The sequence below is a fragment of the Micromonospora xinjiangensis genome (assembly GCF_056150165.1).
Genome location: NZ_JAXCFO010000001.1, coordinates 104,616 through 130,223 on the forward strand (window position 1 = coordinate 104,616; position 25,608 = coordinate 130,223).

Annotated in this window: 21 protein-coding genes and 2 pseudogenes; 6 read left to right on the forward strand and 17 right to left on the reverse strand. The window is 72.9% G+C overall.

The window, feature by feature from the left end:
- The first annotated feature begins 252 nt into the window (after window positions 1–252).
- Complete coding sequence (locus SM573_RS00490) at window positions 253–1,425, forward strand: alanine--tRNA ligase-related protein (RefSeq protein ID WP_474615158.1); 1,173 nt, start codon at window positions 253–255, stop codon at window positions 1,423–1,425.
- Between the two features lie 118 nt (window positions 1,426–1,543).
- On the opposite strand, the gene SM573_RS00495 is transcribed toward SM573_RS00490, so the two are convergent.
- Together SM573_RS00495 and SM573_RS00500 are read right to left on the reverse strand one after the other, a co-directional pair.
- The gene (locus tag SM573_RS00495; RefSeq protein ID WP_474612159.1) at window positions 1,544–2,530 is read right to left on the reverse strand and encodes a TolB family protein; all 987 of its coding nucleotides are present in this window, start codon (window positions 2,528–2,530) and stop codon (window positions 1,544–1,546) included.
- On the reverse strand, window positions 2,527–3,837 hold the full coding sequence (locus SM573_RS00500; protein WP_474615159.1) for an MFS transporter: 1,311 nt from the start codon (window positions 3,835–3,837) through the stop codon (window positions 2,527–2,529). Before SM573_RS00500 ends, SM573_RS00495 begins: the two co-directional genes overlap by 4 nt.
- 253 nt (window positions 3,838–4,090) lie before the next feature.
- On the opposite strand from SM573_RS00500, the gene SM573_RS00505 reads away from it, so the two are divergent.
- Entirely contained in the window at window positions 4,091–5,443 is a 1,353-nt protein-coding gene (locus tag SM573_RS00505) for a CBM96 family carbohydrate-binding protein (protein WP_474612161.1), read from the forward strand.
- Window positions 5,444–5,521: 78 nt separating this feature from the next.
- Here SM573_RS00505 and SM573_RS00510 read toward each other — a convergent pair whose 3' ends face one another.
- The 10 genes and pseudogenes from SM573_RS00510 to SM573_RS00555 form a co-directional block, all read right to left on the reverse strand.
- Window positions 5,522–6,544 carry a DUF4331 family protein gene (locus SM573_RS00510; RefSeq protein ID WP_474615160.1) on the reverse strand — a complete coding sequence of 341 codons (1,023 nt, stop codon included), beginning with the start codon at window positions 6,542–6,544 and terminating at the stop codon, window positions 5,522–5,524.
- A gap of 127 nt (window positions 6,545–6,671) precedes the next feature.
- Window positions 6,672–7,322 carry a M23 family metallopeptidase gene (locus SM573_RS00515; RefSeq protein WP_474612468.1) on the reverse strand — a complete coding sequence of 217 codons (651 nt, stop codon included), beginning with the start codon at window positions 7,320–7,322 and terminating at the stop codon, window positions 6,672–6,674.
- Between the two features lie 64 nt (window positions 7,323–7,386).
- Complete coding sequence (locus SM573_RS00520) at window positions 7,387–7,923, reverse strand: SUKH-4 family immunity protein (RefSeq protein ID WP_474612163.1); 537 nt, start codon at window positions 7,921–7,923, stop codon at window positions 7,387–7,389.
- On the reverse strand, window positions 7,920–8,456 hold the full coding sequence (locus SM573_RS00525; protein ID WP_474615161.1) for an SUKH-4 family immunity protein: 537 nt from the start codon (window positions 8,454–8,456) through the stop codon (window positions 7,920–7,922). The genes SM573_RS00520 and SM573_RS00525 overlap by 4 nt, the downstream gene beginning before the upstream one ends.
- Window positions 8,453–8,983, reverse strand: coding sequence for an endonuclease (locus SM573_RS00530; protein WP_474612165.1), 531 nt, complete (start codon window positions 8,981–8,983; stop codon window positions 8,453–8,455). Before SM573_RS00530 ends, SM573_RS00525 begins: the two co-directional genes overlap by 4 nt.
- Window positions 8,976–9,470: a WXG100-like domain-containing protein gene (locus SM573_RS00535; RefSeq protein ID WP_474612166.1), complete on the reverse strand. Its 495-nt coding sequence runs from the start codon at window positions 9,468–9,470 to the stop codon at window positions 8,976–8,978. Before SM573_RS00535 ends, SM573_RS00530 begins: the two co-directional genes overlap by 8 nt.
- A gap of 2 nt (window positions 9,471–9,472) precedes the next feature.
- Window positions 9,473–9,802 (reverse strand): hypothetical protein, encoded by a 330-nt coding sequence (locus SM573_RS00540; RefSeq protein WP_474615162.1) that lies wholly within the window; start codon window positions 9,800–9,802, stop codon window positions 9,473–9,475.
- Entirely contained in the window at window positions 9,799–10,227 is a 429-nt protein-coding gene (locus SM573_RS00545; RefSeq protein ID WP_474612168.1) for a YbaB/EbfC family nucleoid-associated protein, read from the reverse strand. Before SM573_RS00545 ends, SM573_RS00540 begins: the two co-directional genes overlap by 4 nt.
- Window positions 10,228–10,383: 156 nt before the next feature.
- A pseudogene (locus SM573_RS00550) lies at window positions 10,384–10,758 on the reverse strand (RICIN domain-containing protein); the annotation flags it as partial.
- A 102-nt stretch (window positions 10,759–10,860) separates the two neighbouring features.
- A pseudogene (locus SM573_RS00555) lies at window positions 10,861–12,495 on the reverse strand (serine/threonine-protein kinase); the annotation flags it as partial.
- A 267-nt stretch (window positions 12,496–12,762) separates the two neighbouring features.
- On the opposite strand from SM573_RS00555, the gene SM573_RS00560 reads away from it, so the two are divergent.
- Window positions 12,763–13,092: a nuclear transport factor 2 family protein gene (locus tag SM573_RS00560; protein WP_474615163.1), complete on the forward strand. Its 330-nt coding sequence runs from the start codon at window positions 12,763–12,765 to the stop codon at window positions 13,090–13,092.
- A gap of 58 nt (window positions 13,093–13,150) precedes the next feature.
- Here SM573_RS00560 and SM573_RS00565 read toward each other — a convergent pair whose 3' ends face one another.
- Both SM573_RS00565 and SM573_RS00570 read right to left on the reverse strand, forming a co-directional pair.
- Complete coding sequence (locus tag SM573_RS00565) at window positions 13,151–13,495, reverse strand: DUF1330 domain-containing protein (RefSeq protein WP_474612170.1); 345 nt, start codon at window positions 13,493–13,495, stop codon at window positions 13,151–13,153.
- 20 nt (window positions 13,496–13,515) lie between these two features.
- A complete protein-coding gene (locus SM573_RS00570) occupies window positions 13,516–13,884 on the reverse strand; it encodes a nuclear transport factor 2 family protein (protein ID WP_474612171.1) in 369 nt (122 codons plus the stop codon).
- Between the two features lie 94 nt (window positions 13,885–13,978).
- On the opposite strand from SM573_RS00570, the gene SM573_RS00575 reads away from it, so the two are divergent.
- Window positions 13,979–14,851: a helix-turn-helix transcriptional regulator gene (locus tag SM573_RS00575; RefSeq protein WP_474612172.1), complete on the forward strand. Its 873-nt coding sequence runs from the start codon at window positions 13,979–13,981 to the stop codon at window positions 14,849–14,851.
- Window positions 14,852–14,905: 54 nt separating this feature from the next.
- Here the strand turns inward: SM573_RS00575 and SM573_RS00580 are convergent, their stop codons facing one another.
- Entirely contained in the window at window positions 14,906–16,282 is a 1,377-nt protein-coding gene (locus tag SM573_RS00580) for an FAD-dependent oxidoreductase (protein ID WP_474615164.1), read from the reverse strand.
- 279 nt (window positions 16,283–16,561) lie between these two features.
- Here SM573_RS00580 and SM573_RS00585 point away from each other — a divergent pair, with 279 nt between their 5' ends.
- Entirely contained in the window at window positions 16,562–17,848 is a 1,287-nt protein-coding gene (locus SM573_RS00585; protein WP_474615165.1) for a vanadium-dependent haloperoxidase, read from the forward strand.
- A gap of 45 nt (window positions 17,849–17,893) precedes the next feature.
- Here SM573_RS00585 and SM573_RS00590 read toward each other — a convergent pair whose 3' ends face one another.
- Window positions 17,894–18,322: a VOC family protein gene (locus SM573_RS00590; RefSeq protein ID WP_474612175.1), complete on the reverse strand. Its 429-nt coding sequence runs from the start codon at window positions 18,320–18,322 to the stop codon at window positions 17,894–17,896.
- A gap of 210 nt (window positions 18,323–18,532) precedes the next feature.
- Here SM573_RS00590 and SM573_RS00595 point away from each other — a divergent pair, with 210 nt between their 5' ends.
- Complete coding sequence (locus SM573_RS00595; protein WP_474612176.1) at window positions 18,533–19,876, forward strand: glycoside hydrolase family 18 protein; 1,344 nt, start codon at window positions 18,533–18,535, stop codon at window positions 19,874–19,876.
- 70 nt (window positions 19,877–19,946) lie between these two features.
- On the opposite strand, the gene SM573_RS00600 is transcribed toward SM573_RS00595, so the two are convergent.
- Window positions 19,947–25,595, reverse strand: coding sequence for a GH92 family glycosyl hydrolase (locus SM573_RS00600; RefSeq protein WP_474615166.1), 5,649 nt, complete (start codon window positions 25,593–25,595; stop codon window positions 19,947–19,949).
- Window positions 25,596–25,608: the final 13 nt, after the last annotated feature.

Genomic DNA, 25,608 nt, shown 5'->3' on the forward strand with positions numbered 1-25,608 from the left:
CGCTCCGGGGCCCGCGCCGGCGTGCACCGCAAACGGAGTGGGCGCCGGCGCGGTGGCGAGCTACAGTGCAGGACATGGAGATCACCCGGCTTTCCACCGCCGCGGCCGCGCGAGCTACCCGCTCGACGGTCGCCGCAGCCTGATCTCCTGAAGTCCGCCGGCGACCGGAAACGGTCCGCCGGCATTCTCTTCTCCGTGCTCGCCCCGCGTGCCCGCGGACCTTTCCGGTCGCTCCGACCCGAAAGGCCCACCATGTCACCCGACGAGATCATCGGCACGTTCGTCGACTTCTACCGGGAGCGCGGCCACCTGCTGCTCCCGGAGAGCTCGCTGGTCCGCCCACCGGACGACCCGGTGCTGTTCACCACCTCCGGGATGCACCCGCTGACCCCCTACCTGGAGGGGCGGGAGCACCCGCTGGGTCGCCGGCTGGTGAATGTGCAGCGCAGTCTCCGCACCACCGACCTCGACGAGGTCGGCGACTCCACCCACCTCACCGTGTTCCAGATGCTCGGTTCGTGGTCCCTGGGCGACTACGACAACCCGCAGAGCCTGCGCTGGGGCTACGAGCTGCTGCGCGACGGCTTCGGCATCCCCCACGACCGGCTGCACGCCACCGTCTTCGGCGGCGACGGGCAGGTCGGTCCGGACGACGGCGCGCGGGAGGTCTGGCGCGATCTCGGTGTGCCCGTGGAGCTGACCGGCCAGGAGAACTGGTGGTCGAACGGGCCCACGGGCCTCTGCGGCCCCGACTCGGAGATCTTCGTCTGGACGGGTGACGGCCCACCGAGCGGCACCCCGGGGACGGACGAGCGGTGGATGGAGGTGTGGAACCACGTGGGGATGCGCTACCACCGCCACGGCGACGGCCGGCTGGAGCCGCTGCGCCGCCGCAACGTCGACACCGGGATGGGGTTGGAGCGCCTGGAGATGGTGCTGCACGGGCACCGCTCGGTCTTCGAGGGCGAGGCCTTCACGCCCTGGGTGCGCGGCGTGGGCGGTCTGTGGCAGCCGGACGAGGAGACCCTTCGCCTCGTCTGCGATCACCTGCGGTCGAGCGTCGTGGTCATCGGCGACGGGGTGCGCCCCGGGAACACGGGTCGCGGGTACGTGCTGCGTCGCCTCGTCCGCCGTACGCTCACCGCCCTGTGGCGCGAGGACCCGTCGCGGAGCATCGGGGACCTGCCCGACGAGCCCTTCGGCCGGACGCTCGACCGGTTCCGGCAGGACATGGGCGTCGACGAGCTGCGCGGCGTGCTGCTGGACGAGGAGCGGCGGTTCCGGGCGCTGCTGAGCCGGGGGCGAACGGTCGTCTCCCGCTACCTGTCCCGTGGCCCGCTGCGGGACGCGGACTACCGCTACCTGCACGACACCCACGGGCTGCCGCGCGAGCTGGTCGACGGGCTGGTCGCCGAGGCGGCCTGAGACGCCGCCGAGCGGCCTACGGCGGGCCGGCGCGCACGACCCGCGGCGGCGGCAGCGGTCCGGCCGCGCACGGGACGGGGACGGTCCGGGCCGGCGCACGTGCCAGCCCGGACGCCCGTCAGGACAGCGGGGACGGGGACTCCGCCCCGGGCACCAGCAGGCGCGGCGCGCCGGAACCGTCCGCGGGCACCGCCCACACGTCCGGACGGCCGTCGTCCTGACGCAGGGTGTAGGCCAGCGTCCCACCGTCCAGCCAGGCCGCCTGGTCGTCGACGCTGGTGGTCTCGGCGGTGGCGGTCACCCGCAGGGTCGCGAGGTCGAGCACCGAGAGACGCCAACCCCTGCCCGGGTCCGCGCCGATCGCCTCCTTGAACGCGATCCGCGTGCCGTCGGGTGACAGCGACGGGCACTCGACGTTCTCCTTGAGCGTCTCGACCGTCCGGGCGGCGAAGTCGCCCCGCACGAGGTACCGCCTCCCGCCGGTGGACATGGTCGCGTAGAACGTGTTGTCGTCGGCGGTGAAGGTGACACCCCAGTAGTTGACGTCCGCGCTGCGGTACGGCCGACCGTCGCGGGTGACCGCGAACTCCTCCAGCGACATCACCGTGGTCCCGGCCCGGGCGTCCAGGATGCCGGTACGCGTGGAGAAGCCGCTGGCCGTGTAGGAGTCCCCGCCCACGAACGTCGTCCAGGAGACCATGCGCCCGGACGCGGAGACGCGGGCGCGGTTCGGCAGGCCGGGGACGGCGAACGAACGCTGGGGGCGCAGCGCGGCGTCCAGCACGATCAGCCGGTACGACCAGGCGTTCTCCGGCCCGAGACACACGCCGGTGCCGGCCGCGGCGTAGACGCGCAGGCACTCCAGCGTCGACACGGCGCGCGGACCCGACGGGTCCGCCGTCGCGACGGAGGCGACGTGCCGGTCGGTGATCGTGAGCAGACGCGGCCCCGGGTCGAGGGTGACCGTGCCGGCATCCGGCGCGGCGTCCGTGACGGGCGCGGCGGGAGCGGCGGCGAGAGCGGCGTAGCCGGCCGCCACGCCTCCCAGGAGCACGGCCGAGGCCGCGGCCACCAGCACCTTCACTCGGGTCGGCAGCGTGGTCATCGGGACACCTTCCGGGGAACGAGGCGGTGAGCGGGGCGCAGCAGCAGCACCGAGACGAGCAGGACGGCCAGGACGGCGCCGGCCGCGACCCGCACCGCGGCCGCCGGCCCCCAGGCCTGCCAGGCGAGTCCGAACAGGACCGACGAGACGAGGTACGCGAGCGCCTGCCCGGTCTGCACGAGCGCGATGCCCGTGGTGCGCAGTCGCGGCGGGAGCACCGGCCCGGCGAGCGCGACGAGCACACCGTCGGTGGCCGCGTAGAACAGGCCGTACAGGCCCAACGCCAGCGCGAGCAGCGGCCAGCCGCCGACCGGGCCGGCGAGCAGCAGGTAGGTCACGCCGAGCGCCGCGTACCCGCCGAGCACCACGGGCAGCCGGCCGATCCGGTCGGCGAGCAGGCCGAGCGGGGTCGCCAGCAGCAGGTACACGAGGCTCGTCCCGACCGCGAGCAGCGGGAACCAGGTGAGGGCGAGGTTCTCCCGGCGCTGCAACAGCAGGTACACGAAGCCGTCCCCGACGGTGGCCAGCCCGAGCAGCGCGGCGGCCAGGACGAGCCGGCGGGGCGCCTGGTCGCGCAGCAGGCCGAACGCCTCGCGGAGCGAGACGGCCGGATCCTCCGCCGTCGTGGCCGTGCCCTCGCCGGGGGCCGCGTGCGCGGCGTCCGGCGGGCGCTCGCGGACGAACAGGACGAGCACGACGACGGCCAGGGCGGCGATGCAGAAGCTGGTCACGAAGACCGCGTCGTAGGACTGGCCGACGGCCAGCAGCACCGCCATCGCCACCAGCGGCCCGAGGAACGCGCCGACACTGTCCATCGTCCGGTGCACCCCGAACGCCCGGCCGAGCGACTCCGGCGCTGTGGAGGAGGTGATGAGGGCGTCGCGGGGCGCGCTGCGTACGCCCTTGCCGAGCCGGTCGACGGCGATGACCGCGCCGATGGCCGGCACCGAGCGCCCGGCGAGCAGCAGGCCCAGCTTGGCCACCGCGGAGAGCGCGTAGCCGAGGCCCGCCACGAGTTTGCGCCGCCGGAACCGGTCGGCGACGAAGCCGCCCACGACCCGCAGCACGGCCGTCGCGCCCGTGTAGACGCCGTCGAGGACACCGAAGGCCAGCGGACTGAGTTGCAGGCCCAGCACCAGGTAGAGCGGCAGCACCGCCGTGACCATCTCGGCGGAGACGTCGGTGATCAGGCTGACCGTGCCGAGCGCGATGACGTTGCCGCTGACCACCGCGACCCGGCGACCCGACCGGCCGGTGCCCGGCCGGGACGGGTCGCTCACCGGCCGGGTGACGGTCGACAGGTACACGGGGCTTCCTCCGGATCGCGGTTGACGGTCGACCATGGTGCGGCCCGCGCGGACCGGCCACAACGGACGGTGTGTGCCGCGCGGGCATGGACCCGGTGAACATCCGCGCAACAGCGAGGTGTTCGCCTGTCCCGACGGGTTGTTCATCCCACCGTCGCCGGTCGGTCCATCGACCTCCCTACATTCCATCCGCTCGCCACCTACTCAGAGACAGAAGGGTTTCCGGATGGGTATTCGTCCATCTCGTCCGCCGGTGACGTGGGGGACGGTCGCGGTGCTGCTCGTCGCCACCGCCACCGTCGTCCTGACCGGCGCGACGTCGGCCTCGGCGGCGACCGTCACGTTCACCCCGGTCGCCGACACCTACGTCCAGAGCGACGCCGCGTCCACCAACTACGGCACGTCGAGCCAGATCGTGGTCGACAACTCGCCGGTCCGGCGGATGTTCCTGCGCTTCACGGTGAGCGGCGTCAGCGGCACGGTCACCAGTGCCAAGCTGCGGCTGCGCACGATCAGCGGCAACGACGGCAGCAGCGTCGGCGGCACGTTCCGCGCCATGTCGAACACGACCTGGTCGGAGACCGGCACGACGTGGAACAACCAGCCGGCCGTCGACGGCGCGACGCTGGGCTCGATCGGCGCGGTCAGCGCCAACGGCTGGTACGAGGTCGACGTGACGTCCCGGGTCACGGGCAACGGCACGTTCAGCTTCGGCGCGACCTCGTCCAGCACCGACGGCGCCTACTACGACTCCCGGGAGAGCGGCGCGGACGCGCCGCAGCTGGTCGTCACCACGGGGACCACCACTCCGCCGCCCTCCGGCGACCCGGTCCTCGTCGGCGTCGGCGACATCGCCAACTCCGGCTCCGGCGACACGGCCACGGCGGCGCTGCTCGACGGCATCGCCGGCACGGTCTTCACCACGGGCGACAACGTCTACGACAACGGCACCGCGTCGGAGTTCAACACCTACTACGAGCCGACCTGGGGCCGGCACAAGGCGCGCACGCGCCCGTCGCCGGGCAACCACGACTACAACACCTCGGGTGCGACGCCGTACTACAACTACTTCGGCGCGCAGGCGGGCCCGAGCGGCCGGGGCTACTACTCGTACGACCTCGGCAACTGGCACGTCGTCTCGCTGAACTCGAACATCAGCATGTCGGTGGGGTCGGCGCAGGAGCAGTGGCTGCGCAACGACCTGGCGGCCAGCACGAAGCCGTGCACACTGGCGTACTGGCACCACCCGCTCTACACGTCGAGCTCCAACCACGCGCCGTCGACGTCGACGCGCCCGCTCTACCAGGCGCTCTACGACCACAACGCCGACGTCGTGGTCTGGGGTCACAACCACGTCTACGAGCGGTTCGCGCCGATGAACGCCAACGGCGGCTACGACGCCGCGCGGGGCCTGCGCAGCTTCGTCGCCGGGATGGGTGGTGCCAGCCACTACAGCTTCGGCACCATCCAGCCCAACAGCGAGGCGCGTAACAGCTCGGCCTACGGCGTGCTGAAGTTCACCCTGCACGCCAGCAGTTACGACTGGCAGTTCGTGCCGGTGGCGGGTCAGAGCTACAGCGACAGCGGCACCGGCTCCTGCCACTGACGCACCGCGCACCCGCCGGCGCGGTCACCCCCCGCGGTGGCCGCGCCGGTGGTCGGCGCCGGCGCGGCCGCGGACCGGTCAGGCCGGCACGACGTACGGGAACGTCGCGGCCCGGGCGGCGCCGGCCACGTCGGCGCCCAGGCCGGAGGTCATGCCCGTGTTCAGGACCAGGGAGAACATCACCTCGGGGGCGTTGTCGGCCATGGCCCGCCCGTTGCGCACCGCGAACCCGTAGTTCGCCGCTGTGCCGACCTGGTATGACAGCAGGTCGGGATAGACCGCGCGCGCCACGCTCCAGCCGTACGCCATCGGGTCCGGCGCCGTTCCGTTGGCCGCCACGACCCGCGCGACCGCCGAGGCGATCTCCTCCCCGTCGGCGCTCAGGTCGTCGCAGGGGTGGCGGACGTTCGCCGGGTTGGAGAAGTCGGTGTCGGTGGGCCAGAAGATCGGCCACATCATGGGGTGGCCGGCCCGGTTGATCTGCCGCCACCCGCCGGCGTCGGTGGCGAGCATGGTGCGGCACCACACGCCGATCCGCGTCCCGTCGCGCAGCATCGGCTCGTCCCGGGAGATCTCCAGGACGATCGACTCGACGGTGGTGCCGGCGAACGTGTTCTTCGCGTTCTCGGGCCGCCACGCCGACCGGTCCAGCGCGGCGCCGTTCTTGAACGCGTCGTTCACCGTGGCGAGCTGGTCGAGGTCGATGTAGAAGGGGTCGTGGATCCGTCCCGCCCAGATGCGCAGGTTGTTGCCCTCGACCACCTCGCCGGTGCGGCCCTGGGCGAGCAGGGTGCCGGTGGCGCCGTCGTCGCGGGCCTCGGCGGCGGTGAGCGCGTGCAGGGTCAGCTCCTGGCGCGCCTGGGCGTCGGGCTCGCCGAAGGCCACCCGGTAGGTCAGGTCCTCGATCTCCGCGCCGTTGAAGTGGATCTTGAACTCGTACCGTCCCTCCGGGTGGAAGCCCCGCTTGATGTCGGCTCCCGTCACCGAGCTGTTGACGTCCATGACGAGCACGGTGCCGCGCTCCCCGTCGAAGACGTACAGGTCGTCGAGGTAGAGCTGGCCGCCCTGCGCGGCGAGCGGGGTGTCGAGGTGGTGGGACATGATCTCACTTCCGGCGGGCCGACGTTCTGGACGTTTGCCACCATAACGGGCCGAAAGCGCCGCATCGGCGTGATCCGTCGAAGCCGGATCGCCTCCCCGGACGAGTGACGGTGCCCGGGGCGCTCGCTCAGCCGCAGTTGTTGCTCGTCCGCCGGACCGTGTACTCCCGGTCGTCGTTCGTGATGCCCGACGGCGAGCCGTCGAACCAGGTCTCGACCTTCTCCCAGCCCCGGCGCTGCTCGTAGTGCAGGTGCGGCGCACCGGAGTTGCCGGTGCTGCCGAGCCGCCCGATCTGCTCGCCCTGGGCCACCCGCTGGCCCTCCCGCACGAGCGGCGGTTCGAGCAGGTGCAGGTACTGCGTCTCCCACCGGCCACCATGGTCGATCTTCACCCAGTAGCCGCCTCCGCGGCCGCGGGGGCCGTCCGGGTTCTCCGGCGTGCGGCCCCCGAGGGACCCGTTGATCCCAGCCACGGTGACGGTGCCGGCGGCCGACGCCAGCACCGGCCTCCCCCACGCCTCACCCTCGGTGGGGAACAGGTCGACGTCGTAGTCGTCGTGGCCCGGGTAGGTGCCGAGCTGCCACGTCTCGCCACACGCGACGGGAAGCTGGAAGAGCGGACGCGGGCCCGGGGGCCGCAGCAGTGGGACGACGAGGGCGGCGACAGCCACGACCGCGGCGACCGCGACCAGCACGACGACGACCCGGGTCGCGCGGCGACGGGGGCGGCGGTGGGCGTGCCGTCTGGGGGGCTGACCGGTCGTCACCGCCCAGAGCATGGCAGACGTCGGCAAGGCCCGGCGACCCACCCCGACCGTCGGCGGAACGGGCCCGCGGCACCGGTCAGCGGGTCGACTCCAGCTCGTCGAACGCCAGGTTCCACCACGACTCCGGGTCGCCGAAGGCGGCCGGGTCGACGGTGCGCAGGTCCTCGCGGATGGCCGCGGCCCGCACCGCCCGCTCCCGCCCGCCGGGGTCGGTGGCGATGAGCTGACCCAGCCGGTAGAGGAACTCCACGAACGCCGCGAAGGTGCTGTTCACCGTCTCCAGGTTGGGCGTCTGGAGGTCGAGCAGGAGCACCGCGCCGGCCGTCGCGTCGAGGCAGAAGAGCAGCATCGGGTCCTCGGGCGAACAGCCCAGGACGATGTACGGCCGCGGCCCCTCGTCTCCCAGCTCGATCGCCAGCGTCGAGAAGAGCTCGACGTCGGGTGCCGTCACGTCGACCGTGAACAGGATCGGCACCTCGACCGGCAGCGCGCCGTCCGGCGGGAACGTCTCCGGCCCGAGCGGACCGAGGATCGCGTCGAACCGCCGGTCGGGGAAGTAGATGACACCGCGTTCGCCCCACAGGGCGGTGAGCTGCTCGCGGGTGACGCTCACTGCTCCTGCTCCGCGTCGTCGCCCTCGTCGAGCAGACCCTGCCGGTCGAGGAACTGGTGCCACCTGTCGTCGGGGCTCGCGAACTCCGCGTAGCCCGGCCCGAGGACGTAGTAGTCCACGAACGAGTCCAGGTCGGGGGCTATCTCCTCGAAGGCGTCCCCCATGAACCACTCCGTGCCGGTGGGCGGGAAGTACCAGATCGAGCCGGTCTCGCGCTCCATGAAGATCGGCTCGTCGCTGCGGGTGCCGACGACCAGCCAACCGGCCTTGTCGCCCGGGATGGGCGAGAAGTCCGGCGCGTAGTCGAGGTGGTACTGGAGGCCGCCGAGCCTGGACGTCGACGCCAGCTCGACGGACCCGGCGCGCAGACCGTCGACCACCAGCAGGAACTCGCGCAGGCCCGCCGGCAGCCCGGCCGGCACGGCGGCCCCGGACGCCGGGTCGCCGAACTGGGCGTACGACAGGCTGGCCGGCACGTCCTCGGCCAGGTCGGCCCGCAGTTCGTCGAGGAGCTGTGCAAGCTCGGGGGTCAATCCACTACCTCTATTCGGATCGGGGTCCCGTCCGGCAGGTTCTGGATCTGCCCCCAGATCTGGGAGCCGATGTCCGTGTTGGTTCTACCATGCAACAGCTTGAGGTTGTCGACGGTGTCCGGCCCGCCGAGCTGGAGTTCCCAGACGTGGTCGGGGTGGTAGTCGCTGAGCCGTTCGCTGAGCCGGTTGGCCAGATCCTTGTCGTGGGGCCAGTACTTGTCCCAGATCTTCTGCCGGATCCGCTCCTTGTAGCCGTCGGTGATGCTCTTGTCCCGCTCCACCGGGTTGGTGGCCTTGTAGAGCTTGCCCTCGTCGCTCAGCTTCTTCAGCGCGGCCATCTTGCGGCGGAACTGGGCGGTCGCGTGGAAGTCCCTCCGCTCCACCCGCACCACCTTCGTCGGCAGGCTGCGGTCCGGGCCCTTGACCCGGACGATGGGCTTCTCCAGCTTCTCGACGGCCTTGCGGACGATCTTCCCCGCCGCCGGTTTGGTGGCCGCGCCCCGACTGCGCCTCGGCTTGCTAGGCATCGAGCAGCTTCCCGATGACCTGGTCGATCAGCGCTCCGACGATCTCCCGGGTGATCAGCTGGAAGATCGGGATCTCCGCGAGCGAGGCGCCGAACGTGACCACGGCCGTGGCGATCGCCTGGGCCACCTGGAAGGCGAGGATCGCCAGTTGCACGATCACCGCGATCTTCAGGGCGAGCACGATCGCCGCACAGATGATCAGCCCGGCGCCCAGGATGACGGCCGCCTGGGCGCCGTCGCGGAGCACGAGCGGCCCGTGCTGCTCACCGGTCCACCACTTCTGGAACGCCGCGATGGCCGGCCCGACGTTCTGCGACCAGACCTGGCCGGCGACCGCGTCCACCTCGCCGGCGGCGCTGCCGATGCGGCCGGCGAACTCGATCCACGCCTGCCCCATCTCGAAGAGCTTCTCCTCGTCGGACTCCGGCCAGGTGTAACCGATCCAACCCAGCGCGGTGATCAGCTCGCCCGGTAGTTGCAGACCCATCGCTACCCCAGCCCGCCGGAGAGCGAGCGCATCGTGCTCGCGCCGTCCTCGTCCACCCGCTCGTACGCGTCGGCCATGCCCGTCACGTCCTCTCCGGCCGCGCTGATCTCGTCGGCCGCCGTCCCGACGCAGTCGAGGATCCAGGCGGCGACCTCGGTGTAGGCGATGCCGATCAGGGAGCCGATGTCGTCGGCCCCCCACGGCTCTCCGTAGCCCCGCATCCGCGCCTCGAACGCCGCCAACTCCCCGGCGAACCGCTCGCCGAGGTCGGCGACGCCCCGCCCGGCCTCACGGATCAGCGGCGGATGCACCTCGAAGCCCTTGTCGGTCATCGCGGGCCGCCGCGCGCCAACCGTTCCTGTGCCTCGGTCAGCGCCTCGAGGAACGACCCCAGCCGTGGCACGGCGCTGTCGCGGACCTCCTGCAACTGCTCGCGCAGCTCCGACAGGTCACCCACCTGCGGCGCGGCCGGCCCGCTGCGCATCGCGTCGATCGCGGCGTTGACGGCCGTCACGATGTGCGCGGTCAACTCCTCGGAGCCGAGTCGCATCAGCCGGGGCTCGACGGAGAGCGACCGCAACCGGCCGTCGGAGGTCATCTCGGCGCGCACCTGACCGTCGGCCGCCTCGCCGACCGCCGGCGACCCCGCGTCGGCGTCCGCGTCGGCGTCGGGCGGAGGACCGACCGTCCCCAGCGCCTTCATCGTCAGGTCCAGCATGCGAGTGAACTCGCCGCTCATCGAAGAATCCGCCGTCATGCGCCCTCCCCAAGGCCAAGCGGCTCCGAGCCTAACGGACCAGACCAACCGAATCCGCCCTGTTCCAGTCAGGGCGCCGACGGAGCGGCATTGTGGACGGCACCCGACGCCGTGCCCGGTGGACGCTCGCCGGCCGCGGCACGGCGGGACACTCCGTCAGCTCCGTGTCCACTTCTGGTGGTCGGCCCCGTCGTTGCAGGTCCACTGCTGGATCAGCGCGCCGTTCGCGGTCTTCTCGTCCAGCACGTCCAGGCACATCCTGCTGTGGGCGTTCACCAGGTGGCGGCGCTCGTCGAGCGTGAACTTCTGCGCCGGGGTGCCGTTGCACGTGGTGAGCTGGATCGCCGCGCCGTCGGCGCTCGACGCGCCGACCACGTCCATGCAGCGCCCGTCGAGCCGTACGCTGCCGTCCGATCCGAACGTCCAGCGTTGGTTGCGGTCGCGGTCGTCCCGGCAGTCCCAGATGCGGAGCCGGACGGGGTCGGGCGAGTCGGGGGCGCTCACGTCGAGGCACCGGTTGCTGGCCACGCCGACGAGGCGGTGCCCCGCGACGGTGGGCGTAGCGCTCGGCCTGACCGACGGCGGGGCGTCGGGGGCCGTCGGGCCGGTGGTGGTCCCGGCAGGGGTGGCCGCCGGGTGGAACCCGTCGGTGACCTTCCCGAAGGCGCTCGCGTCGCGCGCCCACGACGCCTCGGGCGTCGACCAGAGGAGGCTGTAGCCCCGCTTCGCCGCCGTGGTGAACGCGCGCTGGCGGACGTGGGTCGCGGTGCCGCTGTCGCTGGTGTAGAGCCACTCCCAGTCGGCGGCGTTCACCTGGTAGTTGACCGCGACGAGCGCGATGCGGCGGTAGTCGCGGTAGCGCCCACCGACGGCCGGGTCCTTCTCCCGGCTGGTCAGCTCGGTCAGCGGGTCACGGGGGGAGTCGGTCCATGTCACGGCGAGCATCCGCGCGCCGTCGGGCTCGTGGAACTCGACCGCGCCGCCCCGCCGCTCGATCCGCCAGTCCCGGGGCGCCGGAACGGTGAAACCACTGCGGTCGCGGTAGGTGGACCAGGCGAGCGGCGCGGGGGCCGCCGGGGTCGGTGGCGAGCCGGGGCTCGACGGCGGCGCCGACGGACCCTCGTCCGCCGGCGCCGGAGCGCTCGCGGCACCGTCGGGCGACTCGACGGTGGCGAGGGGGATGCCGATCCCGAGCCCGAGGAGCAGCACGACGGCGAGGGCGGCGCCGATCGCCCACGCCCGCCGCCGGAGCGCGGGCGTCCCCGGGCCGGCGGCGGGGCCCACCCCGGGCAGGGCGGACCCGGTCGGCCCGACCGCGACCGGAGCCGGCGGGACGGCGGCGGCCGGCGACTCCGCGGCGCCCGCGGGTCGGATGGCCGGAGCCGCCGGCCCCGGGTGCCGCGGGATGGGCTGCGTCTCGGCCGTGAGCGCAGTCTGCCGCGGCGCCTCGGCGAGTACCCGGCGGAGCAGCCGCTCGGCCGTGTCGGCGTCCATCCGCTCGGCCGGGTCCTTTCGGAGCAGCCCGGCCAGCACGGGGGCGAGCGGACCCGCCCGGCGGGGTGCCGGCGGCGGTTCGGTGGCGAGCGCCGTGAGGCTCATCATGCTGGACGGCCGCGCGTAGGGCGACTGCCCCTCGACGGCGGCGAACAGCGTGGCGCCGAGCGACCACAGGTCCCCGGCCGGGCCGACGGTGCCGCGCATGGCCCGCTCGGGAGAGACGTACGCCGGGGAACCGAGGACGATGCCGGTGAGCGTGAGATGGGCATCCTCGACGGCGGTGGCCAGGCCGAAGTCGGTGAGCACGATCCGGCCGTCGGTGCCGATGAGGATGTTGGCCGGCTTGACGTCCCGGTGCACCACGCCGGCGCGGTGGGCGGCGCGGAGCGCTCCGAGCACCGCCAGGCCGATCTCGGCGGCCCGCACCGGGCTGACCGGGCCGTCGTCGGCGAGCAGGTCGTGCAGCGAGCGGGACGGGACGTACTCCATCACGATCCGCGGATCGCCGTCGGCACTCAGGAGCACGTCGAAGACCCTGACCACGTTGGCGTGGTCGAGCCGCGCGATCGCCCGTGCCTCACGGAGCGACCGCACCCGCAATTCCTGTCGCGCCTGATCGGTCAGGTTGGGTGGCGGGACAATTTCCTTGATGGCCACGTCGCGATGAAGCATCCCGTCGCGGGCTTTCCACACCCGACCCATTCCGCCCTGGCCGAGGAGCTCCACGACTTCATACCGATCGGTAACAGGAAATGATGCGAACTCCGGCACGGCGGAGAGGTTACCGGTAGGGCTAACGAATGCTTTCCCGCAGGCCGCACGCCTGGCCTGTGAGATGGATCATGCAGGTCCGGGTCGGAAACACGACAGTGGCCAATAGCGCGTCGGGTTACCGCGCTCGGGCGGTGGAGACCATTTGGACCCCCGTCGACGTACCGCTTCCGAATGACCGAACAATACGCGGAAGTAACGTCACCAGCGGTCACAGAAACCACATTCGAGGGGCGGCCGCGAGGCAATCATCTAGGCTCTGCGGACATGAGCAGCACCGAGATCCCCGCCGCCATCCGGTCCTTCATCGACGCCACCAACGCCGCCGACCCGGAGGCCTTCGCGGCCGCGTTCACCGACGACGCGTACCTCAACGACTGGGGCCGCGAGTTCCACGGGCGCGACGGCGTCCGCTCCTGGGACCGCACCGACAACATCGGCGTGCAGTCCCACTTCGAGTTCCTGGGGATCGAGCCCGGCGCCGACCCCGACAGTTACGTCGTCACCCTGAAGGTGTCGGGCAACGGCTTCAACGGCACCGGGCCGATGACCTTCCACCTGCGCGACGGCCTGATCGCGAGCCTGCGGATCAGCTGACCACCGCGACGGCGGGCGGGGCGCGGGGACCTCGCGGCCCCGCACCCCGTACCCGCCCTCAGCGGCCGGTGGCTCGCCGCAGGTCCGCCGCCATCCGAGACGAGTCGCGACCCGGCTCCACCCCGTCGACGAGGATCACCTCGCCGGCCAGGTGTCTCGTACGCAGCGGCTTGATCTCCTGGTAGCCGGGCGACGCGTACCACGACCGCGCCGCCGCCAGGTCGGGAAACTCGACGATCACCACGTCACCGGGCCAGTCGCCCTCCAGCACCTCCACGGCGCCGCCGTGCACGATGAACCGGCCGCCGAACGGCGCGAGGGTCGCCTCGATGCGCTCAAGGTACTCCAGCACCTCGTCGTGGACGGGCGCCCGACGCAGGTGGGCCAGCGCGTACGCGGTCATGCCTCCTCCTCCCCGTGTGGTCAGGCGGCCGGGACGCGGTCCAGGAAGCCGAAGACCTGACGCAGTCTTCCGTCCCCGTCGGTGACCGCCACGTCGAAGCCGACGACGGGCGCCTCCCCCTCGTCCGGGCCCAGCTCCCAGGTGAAGCGGACCTGGTCGTGGTGTCCGTCAACCGGTCCGGCCAGCCGGAAGCGCATGCCGGGGAACTGGTCCTGCACCGCCGCGACCAGCCGGTCGACGGCCTCCCTGCCCTCGGCCACGCCGAGCGGGTCGACGTAGCGGGCGTCGGGCGCCCACAACTCGTCGATGGCCCGGCGCCGCCGCCGCGGGTCGGTCTCGTTCCAGATCGCGATGTACCGACCGGCCAGCTCTTCGAAGACTGTCGTCACGATTCCACTCCCATCGACCGTCGGCGCCGGTTGCGGCGCCCTCGGAACGGAATCCTCGCGGCCCGGCGGCGGCGCGTCGATTACCTCGCAGGTAATGGCCGCCGTGCGCGGGCGGCCGTTAGGGTCGGGTGCCGTGACCACGGTGACGAGGGCGGCAACGCCCGTCGGCGAGCTCCTGCGCGACTGGCGTCGACGCCGCCGACTCAGCCAACTCGACCTGTCGGCCGACACCGGCATCTCGACCCGGCACCTGAGCTTCGTCGAGACGGGCCGGTCCCGCCCGAGCCCGGACCTGATCCGTCGGCTGGCGGAGCACCTGGACGTGCCCCTCGCGGAGCGCAACGCGCTGCTGCTCGCCGGCGGCTACGCGCCCGCCTACTCGCAGCACCGGCTCGACGGTCCCGAGCTGGCGCCGGTGCGCGACGCGGCCCGGCTGATCCTGCGTGGGCACGGCCCGTTCCCCGCGCTGCTCGTCGACCGGCACTGGCAGCTCGTGGAGTCCAACGCCGCCGTGGACCTGTTCACCGCCGGGGCCGCGCCCCACCTGCTGGCGGCGCCGGTCAACGTGCTGCGGCTCAGCCTGCATCCCGACGGGATGGCGTCGCGGATCCGCAACCTGGCCGAGTGGCGCGCCCACCTGCTGCACCGGCTCCGGGACCAGGTCGCGGGCACCGACGACGCCACGCTCCGCGACCTGTACGAGGAGCTGCGCGGCTATCCCGGCGGGGAGGACCACCCGGCGGCCCGGGGGCCGGCGGGCTCGGTCGTCGTGCCGCTGCGGTACCGGCACGGCGACCGGGACCTGTCCTTCCTGAGCACGACCACCGTGTTCGGCACTCCCCTCGACGTCACCGTCGCCGGCCTCGCCGTCGAGGCGTTCTTCCCGGCCGATCCGGCGACCGCCGAGGCGCTGCGGCACCTGGCCGACCGGGCCGCCGGCTCGGACGCCCGGCCGCAACCGTCCTGATTTACCGCCGCCGCCGGGGCGGCAGGCGCGACGGCGGGGCGGCCCGCGCCCCGGTCAGCGGGACCGTCGGTTGGCCCGCAGGGCGCCCAGGAGGACGCCGGGCCGGGCCAGGGAGCTCGGGTGTTCCCGCATGGAGACGACCGCGTTGAACCGCCGGGCCGTCGGCACGTCCGTGACGGTCGCGGCGACGATCTGGCCGCTGGCCCAGCTCAGGAGCCGGTGCCCGCGCGGGTAGGGACCGTCGACGTGCGGCAGGGCCAGGTCGGCCGAGGTCGACGTCGACCAGGCGGCGTCGACCACGACCTTCTGCAGGGCGAGGAACTCGCGCGCCGGCACGTCGAGGTCGGGCCGCGACCGCAGGTACGTCGACAGGCAGGCGGCGTGCAGGGCGGCGGCCGTCATCCCCTGCCCGTACACCGGGTTGAACGACGCTACCGCGTCCCCGACGCTGACGAGCCGGGCCGGGAACCGTCTCAGCGCGTGGAAGTCGCGCCGCCGGCTGTCGGCGTGGCGGTAGGTCCGCACCTCGCCGAGCAGCGGGTTGCCGGCCAGCTCGCCGAACTCGGGTGGGAACTGTTCCCGCAGCCGGCGCAGGAAGTCGTCGGCGGTGTGGCCCGGGCGGTTGTCGCCGTAGCCGGCCATCATGGCCATCCACCGGTCGTCCTCGATGGCGAAGAACGCGGCGCCGGCCACGTCGGACGACCTGCTGGGGCTGCGCAGCGCCAGGACGAGGGTGGGATCCGGCTTCGGCTCGGTACGCCGGAACAGCGCCGTCGCGTAGTTGAGGTGGACGGTCATCCGCCGCATGGTCGGCCGGTCCCAGCCGGCCTGCTCCAGCCAGTCGGACAGGCGGCTCGACCGGCCCATGGCGTCGACCACGAGGTCGGCGCTCTCCACGCCAGGCTCCCCGTCGACGTCGTAGCGGACGCCGGTGGTCACGGCGCCGTCGAAGACGAGGCCCGTGGCTCGCGCGGCGACCACCTCGACGTTGGGCAGCCCGAGCACCCGGTGCCGGATCAGCCCTTCCAGGAGGGGCCGGCTGCCCGCGAGGCTGTCGGCGTCGTCGGGGACGACGACCTTCAGCCGGCCGTCCAGGTAGTTCCGTCGGGACGCGGGTGGCGCCTCGATCGCTCCCTGGGCGAGGGCCTGCTCGCGGAAGCCCGGGAACATCCGCTCGAACTGGAGGAAGCCGCCCGGCAGCAGCGCGTGCAGCTGCGTCCCCTGCGGCACGCCGGGCCGCGGGCCGGTGACGTCCAGGTCGTCGCGATCGATGACCACGACCCGCTCCGCGTGGTCGGACAGGACGCGGGCGGCCATCAGCCCGGCGACGCTGCCGCCGAGCACCACGGCCTTGCCCAGGACAGGGATCGCGTGGTCGGGCGGGCGTACGGCGTTCAGCGCCGCGAAGAGCCGGGCAGGGGAGCGGGACATGCTGTCTCCAAAGGGGTACGCGCCGGGTCGCCGTCGGGCGGGCATGCCGGTGACCGGACGGGTCGACGGCGCGGGCCGGCCGGCTGTCGCCCCGACGATCGTCGCACAGGAACCGGAACCGCCCGGGGGCGTGTCGGTGGGATGTCGGAGTGCGGACGACGCAACCAATTGGCCATCTTCGATGCTATCGTCGCCGTGGTCGGCCCTTCTCCCGTGCCGCCGGGCACCGTCGACGGCTGCGCGTCGAGCGCCGACACCGACGTCACGAACGGGGGAGACATGAGAAGTGCCAGCCCGACCCGCCGTACGCGCCGGCGCCTCGCTGCGCTCGCGGTCGGTGCCCTGCTCGCGCCCACCGTCGCGCTCCCGGCGACGGCCGCCGGGATCACCGAGGGCGGCAGCGCGAACCCGGTCGTCACGTGGGACCTCCACGCGCAGACGGCGATCTGGGACGTCGCCGCGCAGCAGCCGAACGAACAGGTCCGCAGCTTCGCGATGGTGAACGGGGCGGTCTACGACGCGGTCAACGCGATCGCCGGAAGGCCGTACGAGCCGTATCTCGTCGCTCCCCCGGCGCGCGGGACGGAGTCGGTCGACGCGGCCGTCGCCACCGCCGCCCACCAGGTGCTCACCGCACTCTTTCCCGCCCAGGGCGACCGGCTCCGGGCGCAGTACGACGAGGCGCTCGCCGCGATCCCCGACGGGCCGCCGAAGCGGGGCGGCGTCGCGGTCGGCTCCCGCGCCGCGGAAGCCATGGTCGAGGCGCGGCAGGACGACGGCGCGTTCGGCGACCAGCAGTGGACGACGGGCACCGGCCCCGGCCAATGGCGGCCCACCCCGCCGCTCTTCCTCTCCCAGGGGGCCTGGACGGGGCACATGAGGCCGTTCCTCCTCCCCCACGCCTCGCTGTTGCGCGCTCCCGGGCCGCCACCGCTCGGCGGCCGGGCCTACGCCCGCGAGGTCGCCGAGGTCAGGGCGCTCGGCTCGGCGTCGAGCACGGCCCGCACGCAGGACCAGACGGAGGCCGCGCTCTGGTGGCACGACCGGCGGTCCGCGTCCTGGGAGATCAAGCGCCAGCTTGCCACCAGCCGAGGGCTCAGCGTCCTGGAGACCGCGCGCCTCTTCGCGATGACCGACCTCGTCGTGGCCGACGCGGGCGTGGCCTGCTTCAGCCAGAAGGAGCGGTGGGCCTACTGGCGGCCGGTCACCGCGATCCAGCGGGCCGACACCGACGGCAATCCCCGCACCGCGCCCGACCCGGCCTGGACGCCGCTGCTCGTCACGCCGCCCTTTCCCGAGTACCCGTCGGGTCACGCCTGCGGCACCGGGGCGCGGATGTCGCTGTACCGGTGGTTCTTCGGCACGGACCACGTCTCGTTCAGCGGGTCCAGCGTGGACTCCGGCACGACCCGGCACTTCACCAGCTTCTCCCAAGCCCTCGACGAGCTCGTCGGCGCGCGCGTCTGGGGCGGGGTGCACTTCCGCAGCGCGGACGTCGACGGCGCGGCCCTCGGCGAGGCGGTGTCCGCCTACGCGGTCCGGCACCACTTCCGTCCCCGGCGGTGACCGCCGGCGGGGACGGGCGGGCACCCACCCGTCGGGGTCGGGGCGTCAGGCGACGAAGAGGCAGAACGGGTGGCCGGCGGGGTCGGCGTACACCCGCAGCGGCTCGACGGGGTCGTCGATGCGGTCGCGCAGCAGCCGGCCACCGAGCCGCAGGACCCGCTCGTGCTGTGCCCGCAGCTCCTCGACCGTGGCCACGGTGAGGTCCAGGTGCAGCTGCTGCGGCACCCCACCGTCCGGCCACGTCACCTCCGGCAGGTCGTCGACCCGCTGGAAGGCGATCTGGGACGCGCCGTCCGGCGTCCGCAGCACGAGCCACCCGGGAGGCCGCTCCGCCTCCCCGCCGGCCGGCGGCGGCTCGTCACCCGGTCGGTAGACCAGGCCCAGCAGGGACCGGTAGAACTCCGCGAGGGCTCTGGCGTCGGTGCTGTCGAGCACGACCTGGCACAGCCGGGGCACGCTCTGCCCGCCATCCACATGGATCACCTCCGAGAGCCCGATGCCCCGTCCGGGCCCGTCCCAACCACCCGCACGCCGCCCAGGTGGGCCTCCCCCGCCGGCGCCGGGCGGCCCCAGCGGCGGCTCGGAACCCCTCGTCCGGCTCTTGACCGCACAGAGTGACGGCCTTAGCTTCATCGATCAGAAAGGTCTCTTAACTATTCGTCCCCGTCCCTCGTGGGAGTGCCGATGCGACCATTCCGCCACCGCCGTCTCACCGCACTGGTCGCCCTGGCGACCGTGCTCGTCACCGCCGCACCGCCGGCCGCCGCGAACGCCGCCCACACCCCCGACCGCCGCGACGGCTACCACCGGGTCGGCTACTTCACCCAGTGGGGCATCTACGGCCGGGCGTTCCCGGTGAAGAAGCTCGACACCTCCGGGGCGGCCAGCCGGCTCACCCACGTCAACTACGCCTTCGGCAACGTGAGCGAGGACGGTCGCTGCTTCGTCGACGGTGGGCCGGGCGAGGGTGACGCCTGGGCCGACTACCAGCGACCGGTGCCGGCCGAGGAGAGCGTCGACGGTGTCGCCGACGCCTGGGGCGAGCCCCTCAACGGCAACTTCGGCCAGCTGGCCAAGCTCAAGGCCAAGCACCCGGATCTGAAGGTGATGATCTCGCTGGGCGGCTGGAGCTGGTCGACGTACTTCTCGAACGCCGCCCGCACCGACGCCTCCCGCAAGGCGTTCGTGGCCTCCTGCATCGACCTCTACCTGAAGGGGAACCTGCCGGTCCTGGACGGCGGCAGCGGCGGGCCGGGCTCCGCGGCGGGTGTCTTCGACGGCGTCGACCTGGACTGGGAGTGGCCGAACTGGCCGGGCGAGCCGGGCAACGTCGTCCGCCCGGAGGACCGGGAGAACTTCACGAAGCTACTCGCCGAGTTCCGCCGGCAGCTCGACGCGTACGGCCGGACGACCCGCAAGCACTACGAGCTGACCGCCTTCCTGCCGGCCAACCCCGCCGCCATGGACGCCGGGTACGAGGGCCGCAAGATCTTCAAGTACCTCGACTTCGCGACGGTGCAGGGGTACGACTTCCACGGCTCCTGGGACACGGTGACCAACCAGCAGTCGGCGCTGCGCGTGCCGGCGGGCGCGCCGGACGACCCGGACTTCTCGGTCGAGGTGGCGATCGACGGGTGGATCGACCGCGGTGCGCCGCGCCACAAGCTGGTCCTCGGGATCCCGTACTACGGCCAGGGCTGGACCGGCGTCACGGGCGGCGGTGACGGTCTGTTCCAGCCCGTCGCGGGGCCCGCACCGGGCACCCACGCCCCCGGGTCAGAGGACTACAAGAAGCTCAAGACGCTGGTCGGCAACGGGTTCACCGTCCACCGCGATCTCCGCGCCGGGCACGCCTGGCTGTTCGACGGCACGACCCTCTGGACGTACGACGACCCGCTGGTCGTGCTCCAGAAGACCCTCTACATCCGGCGCGCCGGCCTCGGCGGCGCCATGGTCTGGTCGCTGGACGGCGACGACGACAACGCCACCCTGACCCGCACGATCAGCCTGGGGCTCACGACCCGCTAGCCGTACGCTCCGGACAGCGCACTGGGCGGGCCGTGACCACGGCCCGCCCAGTGCGGCTCCTGCTCCTGGTTCAGTTCGCTCCGGTGACGGTGAAGGGAAGCGCCACCGTCGCCTTCGAGTCGGCGCCCGTCAGCGTGATGCTGGTCGGCCCCGTCCGCAGCGTCCCCGGGACGCTGACCGGCGCGCCGGGGATGACGCCGTCGCCGTTCGCGTTCACCGTGCGAGGCGCGAGGCCCGCACCGAAGCGGACGGTGACCGCCTCGTTCGGCGCGAACCCGGACCCGTCGACCGTGACCGACGAGCCGCCGCGACCCGACGTGGCAGACAGCGCCGCCTGCGGGTGGTACGCCGGCGCCTGCGGCCGGTCGGTCACCTGGACGGTGGCCGTGGCCGGCGTGCACGACGACGCGCCGGTGGCGGTGACCGCGTAGCGGCCGGGTCGCGTGTCGCCCGAGGTCGCGATCGACGCGCGGACGGTGCCGGTCGCCGACGCGGCCACCGTCGCCGCCCGTGCCGGGTCGGTGCCGAGCGCCACGGTCACCGTCTCGCCGGCGGCGAACCCGCTGCCGTCGACGGTGATCGCGTCGCCGGCCGCGACGGCCGGGGACAGGGCGACGGTCGGCTGGAGCCCGTCCGGCGTCACGGTCACGGTGAACGTCCGGGTGGTGCTGGCCAGCGTGTCCCACGCCGTGACGTGCACCGTGTAGCTGCCCGCCTGCGCGTAGGTGTGCCGGCCGCTCATGGCTCCGGACGGGCTGATCGTGACGTCCTCCGGCACCGTGCCGTCACCCCACTGCACGCGGGCGCGATAGCCCGACGCGTCTGGGGCGCCGCCGGTCACCGAGCCGAGGTCCGCCGTGAGGGCCGTGCCGGCGTGCGCCGCCTGGTCCTTCGGGGCGGTGGTCTCCAGCGCGGGGGCCGGGGTGCCGTCGTCGGCCACGGCGAACACGTGGATCCGGCCGGTCGAGCCGGGGTCGCCGGTCTGGGTCGGCAGGGTCACCGAGACGAGCGTCTTGCCGGCGGGGATCTGGTACGGCGCCGTGGCGAAGAGGAACGGCTGGGCGCCGTCCCGGCTCGTGCCGCTCAACCGGTAGGCGGCCTGGGCGACGACGATGTTGCCGTACGACGGCGTGCCGTTGGCGTTGCCGCCCAGCGTCCAGTCGCTCATCTGGATCGGGATGGTGGTGGTGGTGCCGTCGCTGAACGTCGCCGTGCCGGTGGTGCTCTGGTTGCCCTGCGTGCCGGCACCGACGAACGAGATGGTGCGGGTGTCGGCCGGCAGGCGCAGCGCGATCGTCCGCCCGTTGCCTGTCGCGTTCTCCGGCTGGCCGGCCGGCACCGCCGGCAGCGTGAAGTGCAGGTCCGTCCCCGGCACCTGGTGCCGCCGGCCCTGCACCACGCCGGCGTCCGCGAGCGCCGCCCGCGAGTACGCCCACGACTTCGCGTCGCAGTTCGCCGCGAGGGTGCCCTCGTCGCCGACGCACACGGTGTCGTACGCCGCCGCGAGGCTGTCGGCCGGCACGTAGGAGACGTCGACGCCGACGGTCGCCACGCTCTGGCTGGTGCCGTCGGTCACCGTGACGGTGGCCTGGTGGTGGCCCGGCGTGGCGTAGGTGTGCGAGCCGGTGACCCGGTACACGCCCCGCGAGCTGGGCGCCAGCGTGCCCGCCGTGACCGGCGAGCCGTCACCCCAGTCGATCGTGGCCCGGTAACCGGTGGCGTCGCCGCCGGTGACGGTGGCCAGCGACACCGACGCCTCGGTGCCGGAGGTGGCGTGCCCGCCGTCCGCGGCCGTCACCGTGATGTCGCCCCCGAGCAGGTCGAGGTCGCCTCCGGCGAGCAGCTCGATCTCCGCGAGGTTGGCCTGTGCGGCGCCGGCCGTCCGCGTGACGGCGAGGCGGAACTGGGCGAACCGCCCCGGATTGCTGATCTTGAAGGGTCGTGTCTGGTTGCGCCAGGTGAACTCGGCGCCCTTGCGGGAGTCGACCGTCGTCCAGGTGATGCCGTCGTTCGAGCCCTGGAGCCGCCAGTCCACCGGGTCGCCCGCACTCGCACCCGAGGTGAGGGTGTAGTACGTCGGCCGCTGCTTGCCTCCCCGGAAGGCCCAGCCGACCTGCGGGGTCGCGGAGGTGAAGGTCACCTGGGTGGTCGAGGAGTCGTCGAACAGCTTGGCCGCGTCCTGACCGCCGTCCACGCTGGCGGCGCCGAGGCCGGGGCCGGTTGTGTCCTGCAACGGCTTCGGCGCCTCGTCGCCCTTGGTCAGCGACGGCGGCACGTCGTTCCTGCCGGTGCCCCAGCTCGACGGCTTCGGGCCCATCTGGAAGTCGATGGTGCCGCCCCGGACGAGCTCCGCCGCGTCGATGGAGACGCCGCGCTGCGTCTTCCCGTTGACCTTGACGCTCTGCACGTAGACGTTGCGGGTGTTGTTGTTCCGCGCGTTGACCACGATGTCCCCGGTCTGCCGGTGGACGGTCATCCGCGTGAACTGCGGCGACCCGACGGCCCACTCGGTCGAGCCGGCCTGGAGCGGGTAGATGCCCAGCGAGCTGAGGACGTACCACGCCGACATCTCGCCGTTGTCCTCGTCGCCCGGGTAGCCCTGACCGATCTCGCTGCCGACGTACAGGCGCTGGAGGATCTCCCGCACGAGCGCCTGGGTCTTGGCCGGCGCGCCCACGAAGTCGTACATGTAGGGGATGTGGTGCGACGGCTGGTTGCTCATGCCGAGCTGACCCATCCGCACGGCACGCGCCTCGAGCATCTCGTGGATGGTGCGCCCGTACCCGCCGGGGCGGTCGGCGTTCTCCGGCGTCGCGAAGAACTCGTCGAGCTTGCGCTCCAGCGCCTTCCGCCCGCCGTGCAGGTTGGCCAGGCCCTGGCCGTCCTGCTGCGCCGTGAACGCGAAGTTCCACCCGTTGGTCTCGGTGTAGACGCCACCCCAGTCGAGGGGGTCGCCGGCGAGGAAGGTGCCGGACGCGTCCCGCCCCTGGAAGAACTTCGTCTCCGGGTCGAAGAGGTTGACGTAGTTGCGGGCGCGCTGGAGGAAGTACTCCGACTCCTCCTTGAGCCGGGCGCGCTGCGACTTCGGCGTGGCCGGGTCCTTGGCGAGAGCCGCGGCCATGTTGCCGATGCCGTAGTCGTTGATGAAGCCCTCCAGCGCCCAGGAGACCGACTCGCCGGTCGAGGTGGGCGTGTAGCCGAGGAACAGCGAGGTCTCGATGCCCTTGCGGCCGACCTCCCCGCGCCCGGAGGCCACGGTCGCGTTCCGGACCGCCGCGTCGTACGCGCCGAGCGGGTCGGGCAGCTTCACGCCTGTGAGGTACGCCTGGGCGATGGAGACGTCGGAGCTGGTGCCGGTCATCAGGTCGGCGTAGCCGGGCGACGACCAGCGGGCGATCCACCCGCCGTCGCGGTACTGCTGGACGAACCCGTCGGCGATCCGGGCCGCCACGTCGGGGTAGAGCAGCGCGTACGCGGGCCACACCGTGCGGTAGGTGTCCCAGAACCCGTTGTTGACGTAGATCTGCCCGTCGACGATCTTCGCGCCGGTGTGGGTGGGGGTCGAGGCGCCGGTGGGCTCCGACACCGGGCTCGCGTACTGCCAGCGCGGGGACCGGGCCGTGCCGGTGTTCTCCGACTGGGAGTTCGGGTACAGGTTCAGCCGGTAGAGGTTCGAGTAGAGCGTCACCAGCTGCGTCTCGGTCGCGCCCTGCACGTCGACCCGGCGCAGCCGCTCTTCCCAGGCGGCGGTGGCGGCGGCCCGGATCTGCTCGAAGCTGCGCCCGGTGACCTCCAGGTCGAGGTTCCTGCGCGCCTGGTCGACCGAGATGAAGGACGTCGCGAGCCGCAGCGTGACCTCGCGCTCCGTGGCGGTGTCGAAGGTCACGGAGGCGGCGGTGGACGCCGTCGGCGCCCGGTCGAACGCGCCGGACACGAACATCCGGCTGCGGCCGGCCGACAGCGGGCTGCCGTTGTCTACCCAACCGGTCACGGTGCCGTCCGCGCCGACGGTGAACGTGCCGTTGTGGAAGACGAGGCTTCCGGTGGCGGACCCGGCCGGGAAGGTGAACGACATGACACCGCCGTGGTCGGTCGGCGACATCCGCGCGACCAGGCCGTTCTTGAGGGTGACCTGGTAGAGGTCCGGCCGCGCGATCTCGTCGTCGTGGCTGAAGGCGAGGGCGCGGCTGCTCGGCGCCCCGGAGAGCGATCCGCCGGCCGGCACCGGCATGACCGACATCTGGTTGCGGTCACCCATCCACGGGCTGGGCTGGTGCGAGATCGCCAGCCCCTGCAGCAGCGGCAGGTTCTCGGCGTTGTTGGCCCGCTGGTACTCGTACTCCCAGGAGTCCGAGGTGGCGTTGGTGACCGGGGTGAAGAACGTGAAGCCGTTCGGCACCGCCGAGATCGGCAGGTTGTTGCCGCGCGAGAACGAGCCCGACGCGTTGGTGCCCCGGCGGGTGTCGACGTAGTTGGTGCGGACGGAGCCGTCGATGGGCGTCGTGACACCGGCGATCGTCAGGTCGTCGATCCACCCCTGGAAGCGGGTCTCGGCGGTGGCGCCGGGGTCGTCGTACGCGAGCAGGATGCGGTCGATCCGCTTGCCGTTCGCCACGGCGCCGATGTCGGCCCGGACGGCGTTCCACTGGTCGGCGTAGAGCACCTTCGACGCGCCCTGGCCGGCGGCCGTGAGCGGGTAGCCGTGCTGGTCGACGGGCGCGAGGCGGCTCAGGTAGCTGCCGTCGGTGAAGTGCAGGTCGACGGCCACGTGGGTGGACGGGTAGCGCGCGTCCTGGCCGGTGTACTCGGGGAAGACCGTGTACGACAGCCGGGTCCTCGGGCCGACCGGGATGTCCACGTCGAACAGCTTGTTCGTCGCGTACGAGCGGCCGTCGGCCAGGGCGCCACCGGCGTACCGCAGCGTCGCCAGGCCGGTGAACCCGGCGGCCGGCTTCATGTTGTAGCCGCTGACCGGGCCCGGCCCGGTGACGCTGACCATCGGGGCGGCCGGCGGCAGCACGTCGGAGCCGTCGCTGATGTCCCAGTCGGCGAGCTGCACGAGCGCGTCGCCGGAGTTGGCGGTGACGCTCAGCCGGTAGTAGGCGTACGCGGTGGTGTTGGCGACGGTGTAGGTCTTCGTGGTGAACCGGCCGCCGAAGCTCTGCCCCGTCCGCCGGTCCAGGTCCGTCCAGGAGCTGCCGTCGGCGGAGCCCTGGATCGTGAAGTCCTTCGGGTCCCGCGCGGGGGCGTCGTTCGCGGAGGTGAGCGCGTACTTCACCACCGCCGCCGGCGTGGCCAGCCGGTAGGTGACCCACCCGGTCGGGCTGAACGCGAGCCACTTGGTCGAGGGGTCCCCGTCGGTGAGTTTCGCGGCGGTCTCGCCCGGCGGGTTCTCGGCGCTCGCGGTCACCGCGGCGACCTGACCGAGCAGGCTGCCCGGCAGCGCGTTGCGGTTCGACCCGCTCAGGTTCCCCTGGACGGGCCGGCCGCTCGCGTCCACCTCGACGGTGCTCGCGGCGGGCGGCGGGTCGGCCGGCTCGAAGGAGGACCTGAAGTTGCCGGGGGGTGCCGCGGCGGCCGCGGCGCTCGCCGTCGGTGTGGCGGCGAGCAGGCCCGCCGGCAGCGCGAGGGCCGCCGTCGCGGCGAGCAGCCGGCGGGACAGCGGACGCGCGGCGACGGGACGGGATCTGGTGGCGGGGGCCGCGCCGGACTCGGCCATGCACGCTCCTTCG

What these genes read in the sequence shown, in the direction of transcription:
- SM573_RS00490 (WP_474615158.1), top strand. Translation starts at nt 253, where the DNA reads ATGTCACCCGACGAGATCATCGGCACGTTCGTCGACTTCTACCGGGAG.
- SM573_RS00495 (WP_474612159.1), bottom strand. Translation starts at nt 2,530, where the DNA reads ATGACCACGCTGCCGACCCGAGTGAAGGTGCTGGTGGCCGCGGCCTCG.
- SM573_RS00510 (WP_474615160.1), bottom strand. Translation starts at nt 6,544, where the DNA reads ATGTCCCACCACCTCGACACCCCGCTCGCCGCGCAGGGCGGCCAGCTC.
- SM573_RS00515 (WP_474612468.1), bottom strand. Translation starts at nt 7,322, where the DNA reads ATGCTCTGGGCGGTGACGACCGGTCAGCCCCCCAGACGGCACGCCCAC.
- SM573_RS00530 (WP_474612165.1), bottom strand. Translation starts at nt 8,983, where the DNA reads ATGCCTAGCAAGCCGAGGCGCAGTCGGGGCGCGGCCACCAAACCGGCG.
- SM573_RS00535 (WP_474612166.1), bottom strand. Translation starts at nt 9,470, where the DNA reads ATGGGTCTGCAACTACCGGGCGAGCTGATCACCGCGCTGGGTTGGATC.
- SM573_RS00540 (WP_474615162.1), bottom strand. Translation starts at nt 9,802, where the DNA reads ATGACCGACAAGGGCTTCGAGGTGCATCCGCCGCTGATCCGTGAGGCC.
- SM573_RS00545 (WP_474612168.1), bottom strand. Translation starts at nt 10,227, where the DNA reads ATGACGGCGGATTCTTCGATGAGCGGCGAGTTCACTCGCATGCTGGAC.
- SM573_RS00560 (WP_474615163.1), top strand. Translation starts at nt 12,763, where the DNA reads ATGAGCAGCACCGAGATCCCCGCCGCCATCCGGTCCTTCATCGACGCC.
- SM573_RS00565 (WP_474612170.1), bottom strand. Translation starts at nt 13,495, where the DNA reads ATGACCGCGTACGCGCTGGCCCACCTGCGTCGGGCGCCCGTCCACGAC.
- SM573_RS00575 (WP_474612172.1), top strand. Translation starts at nt 13,979, where the DNA reads ATGGCCGCCGTGCGCGGGCGGCCGTTAGGGTCGGGTGCCGTGACCACG.
- SM573_RS00580 (WP_474615164.1), bottom strand. Translation starts at nt 16,282, where the DNA reads ATGTCCCGCTCCCCTGCCCGGCTCTTCGCGGCGCTGAACGCCGTACGC.
- SM573_RS00585 (WP_474615165.1), top strand. Translation starts at nt 16,562, where the DNA reads ATGAGAAGTGCCAGCCCGACCCGCCGTACGCGCCGGCGCCTCGCTGCG.
- SM573_RS00595 (WP_474612176.1), top strand. Translation starts at nt 18,533, where the DNA reads ATGCGACCATTCCGCCACCGCCGTCTCACCGCACTGGTCGCCCTGGCG.
- SM573_RS00600 (WP_474615166.1), bottom strand. Translation starts at nt 25,595, where the DNA reads ATGGCCGAGTCCGGCGCGGCCCCCGCCACCAGATCCCGTCCCGTCGCC.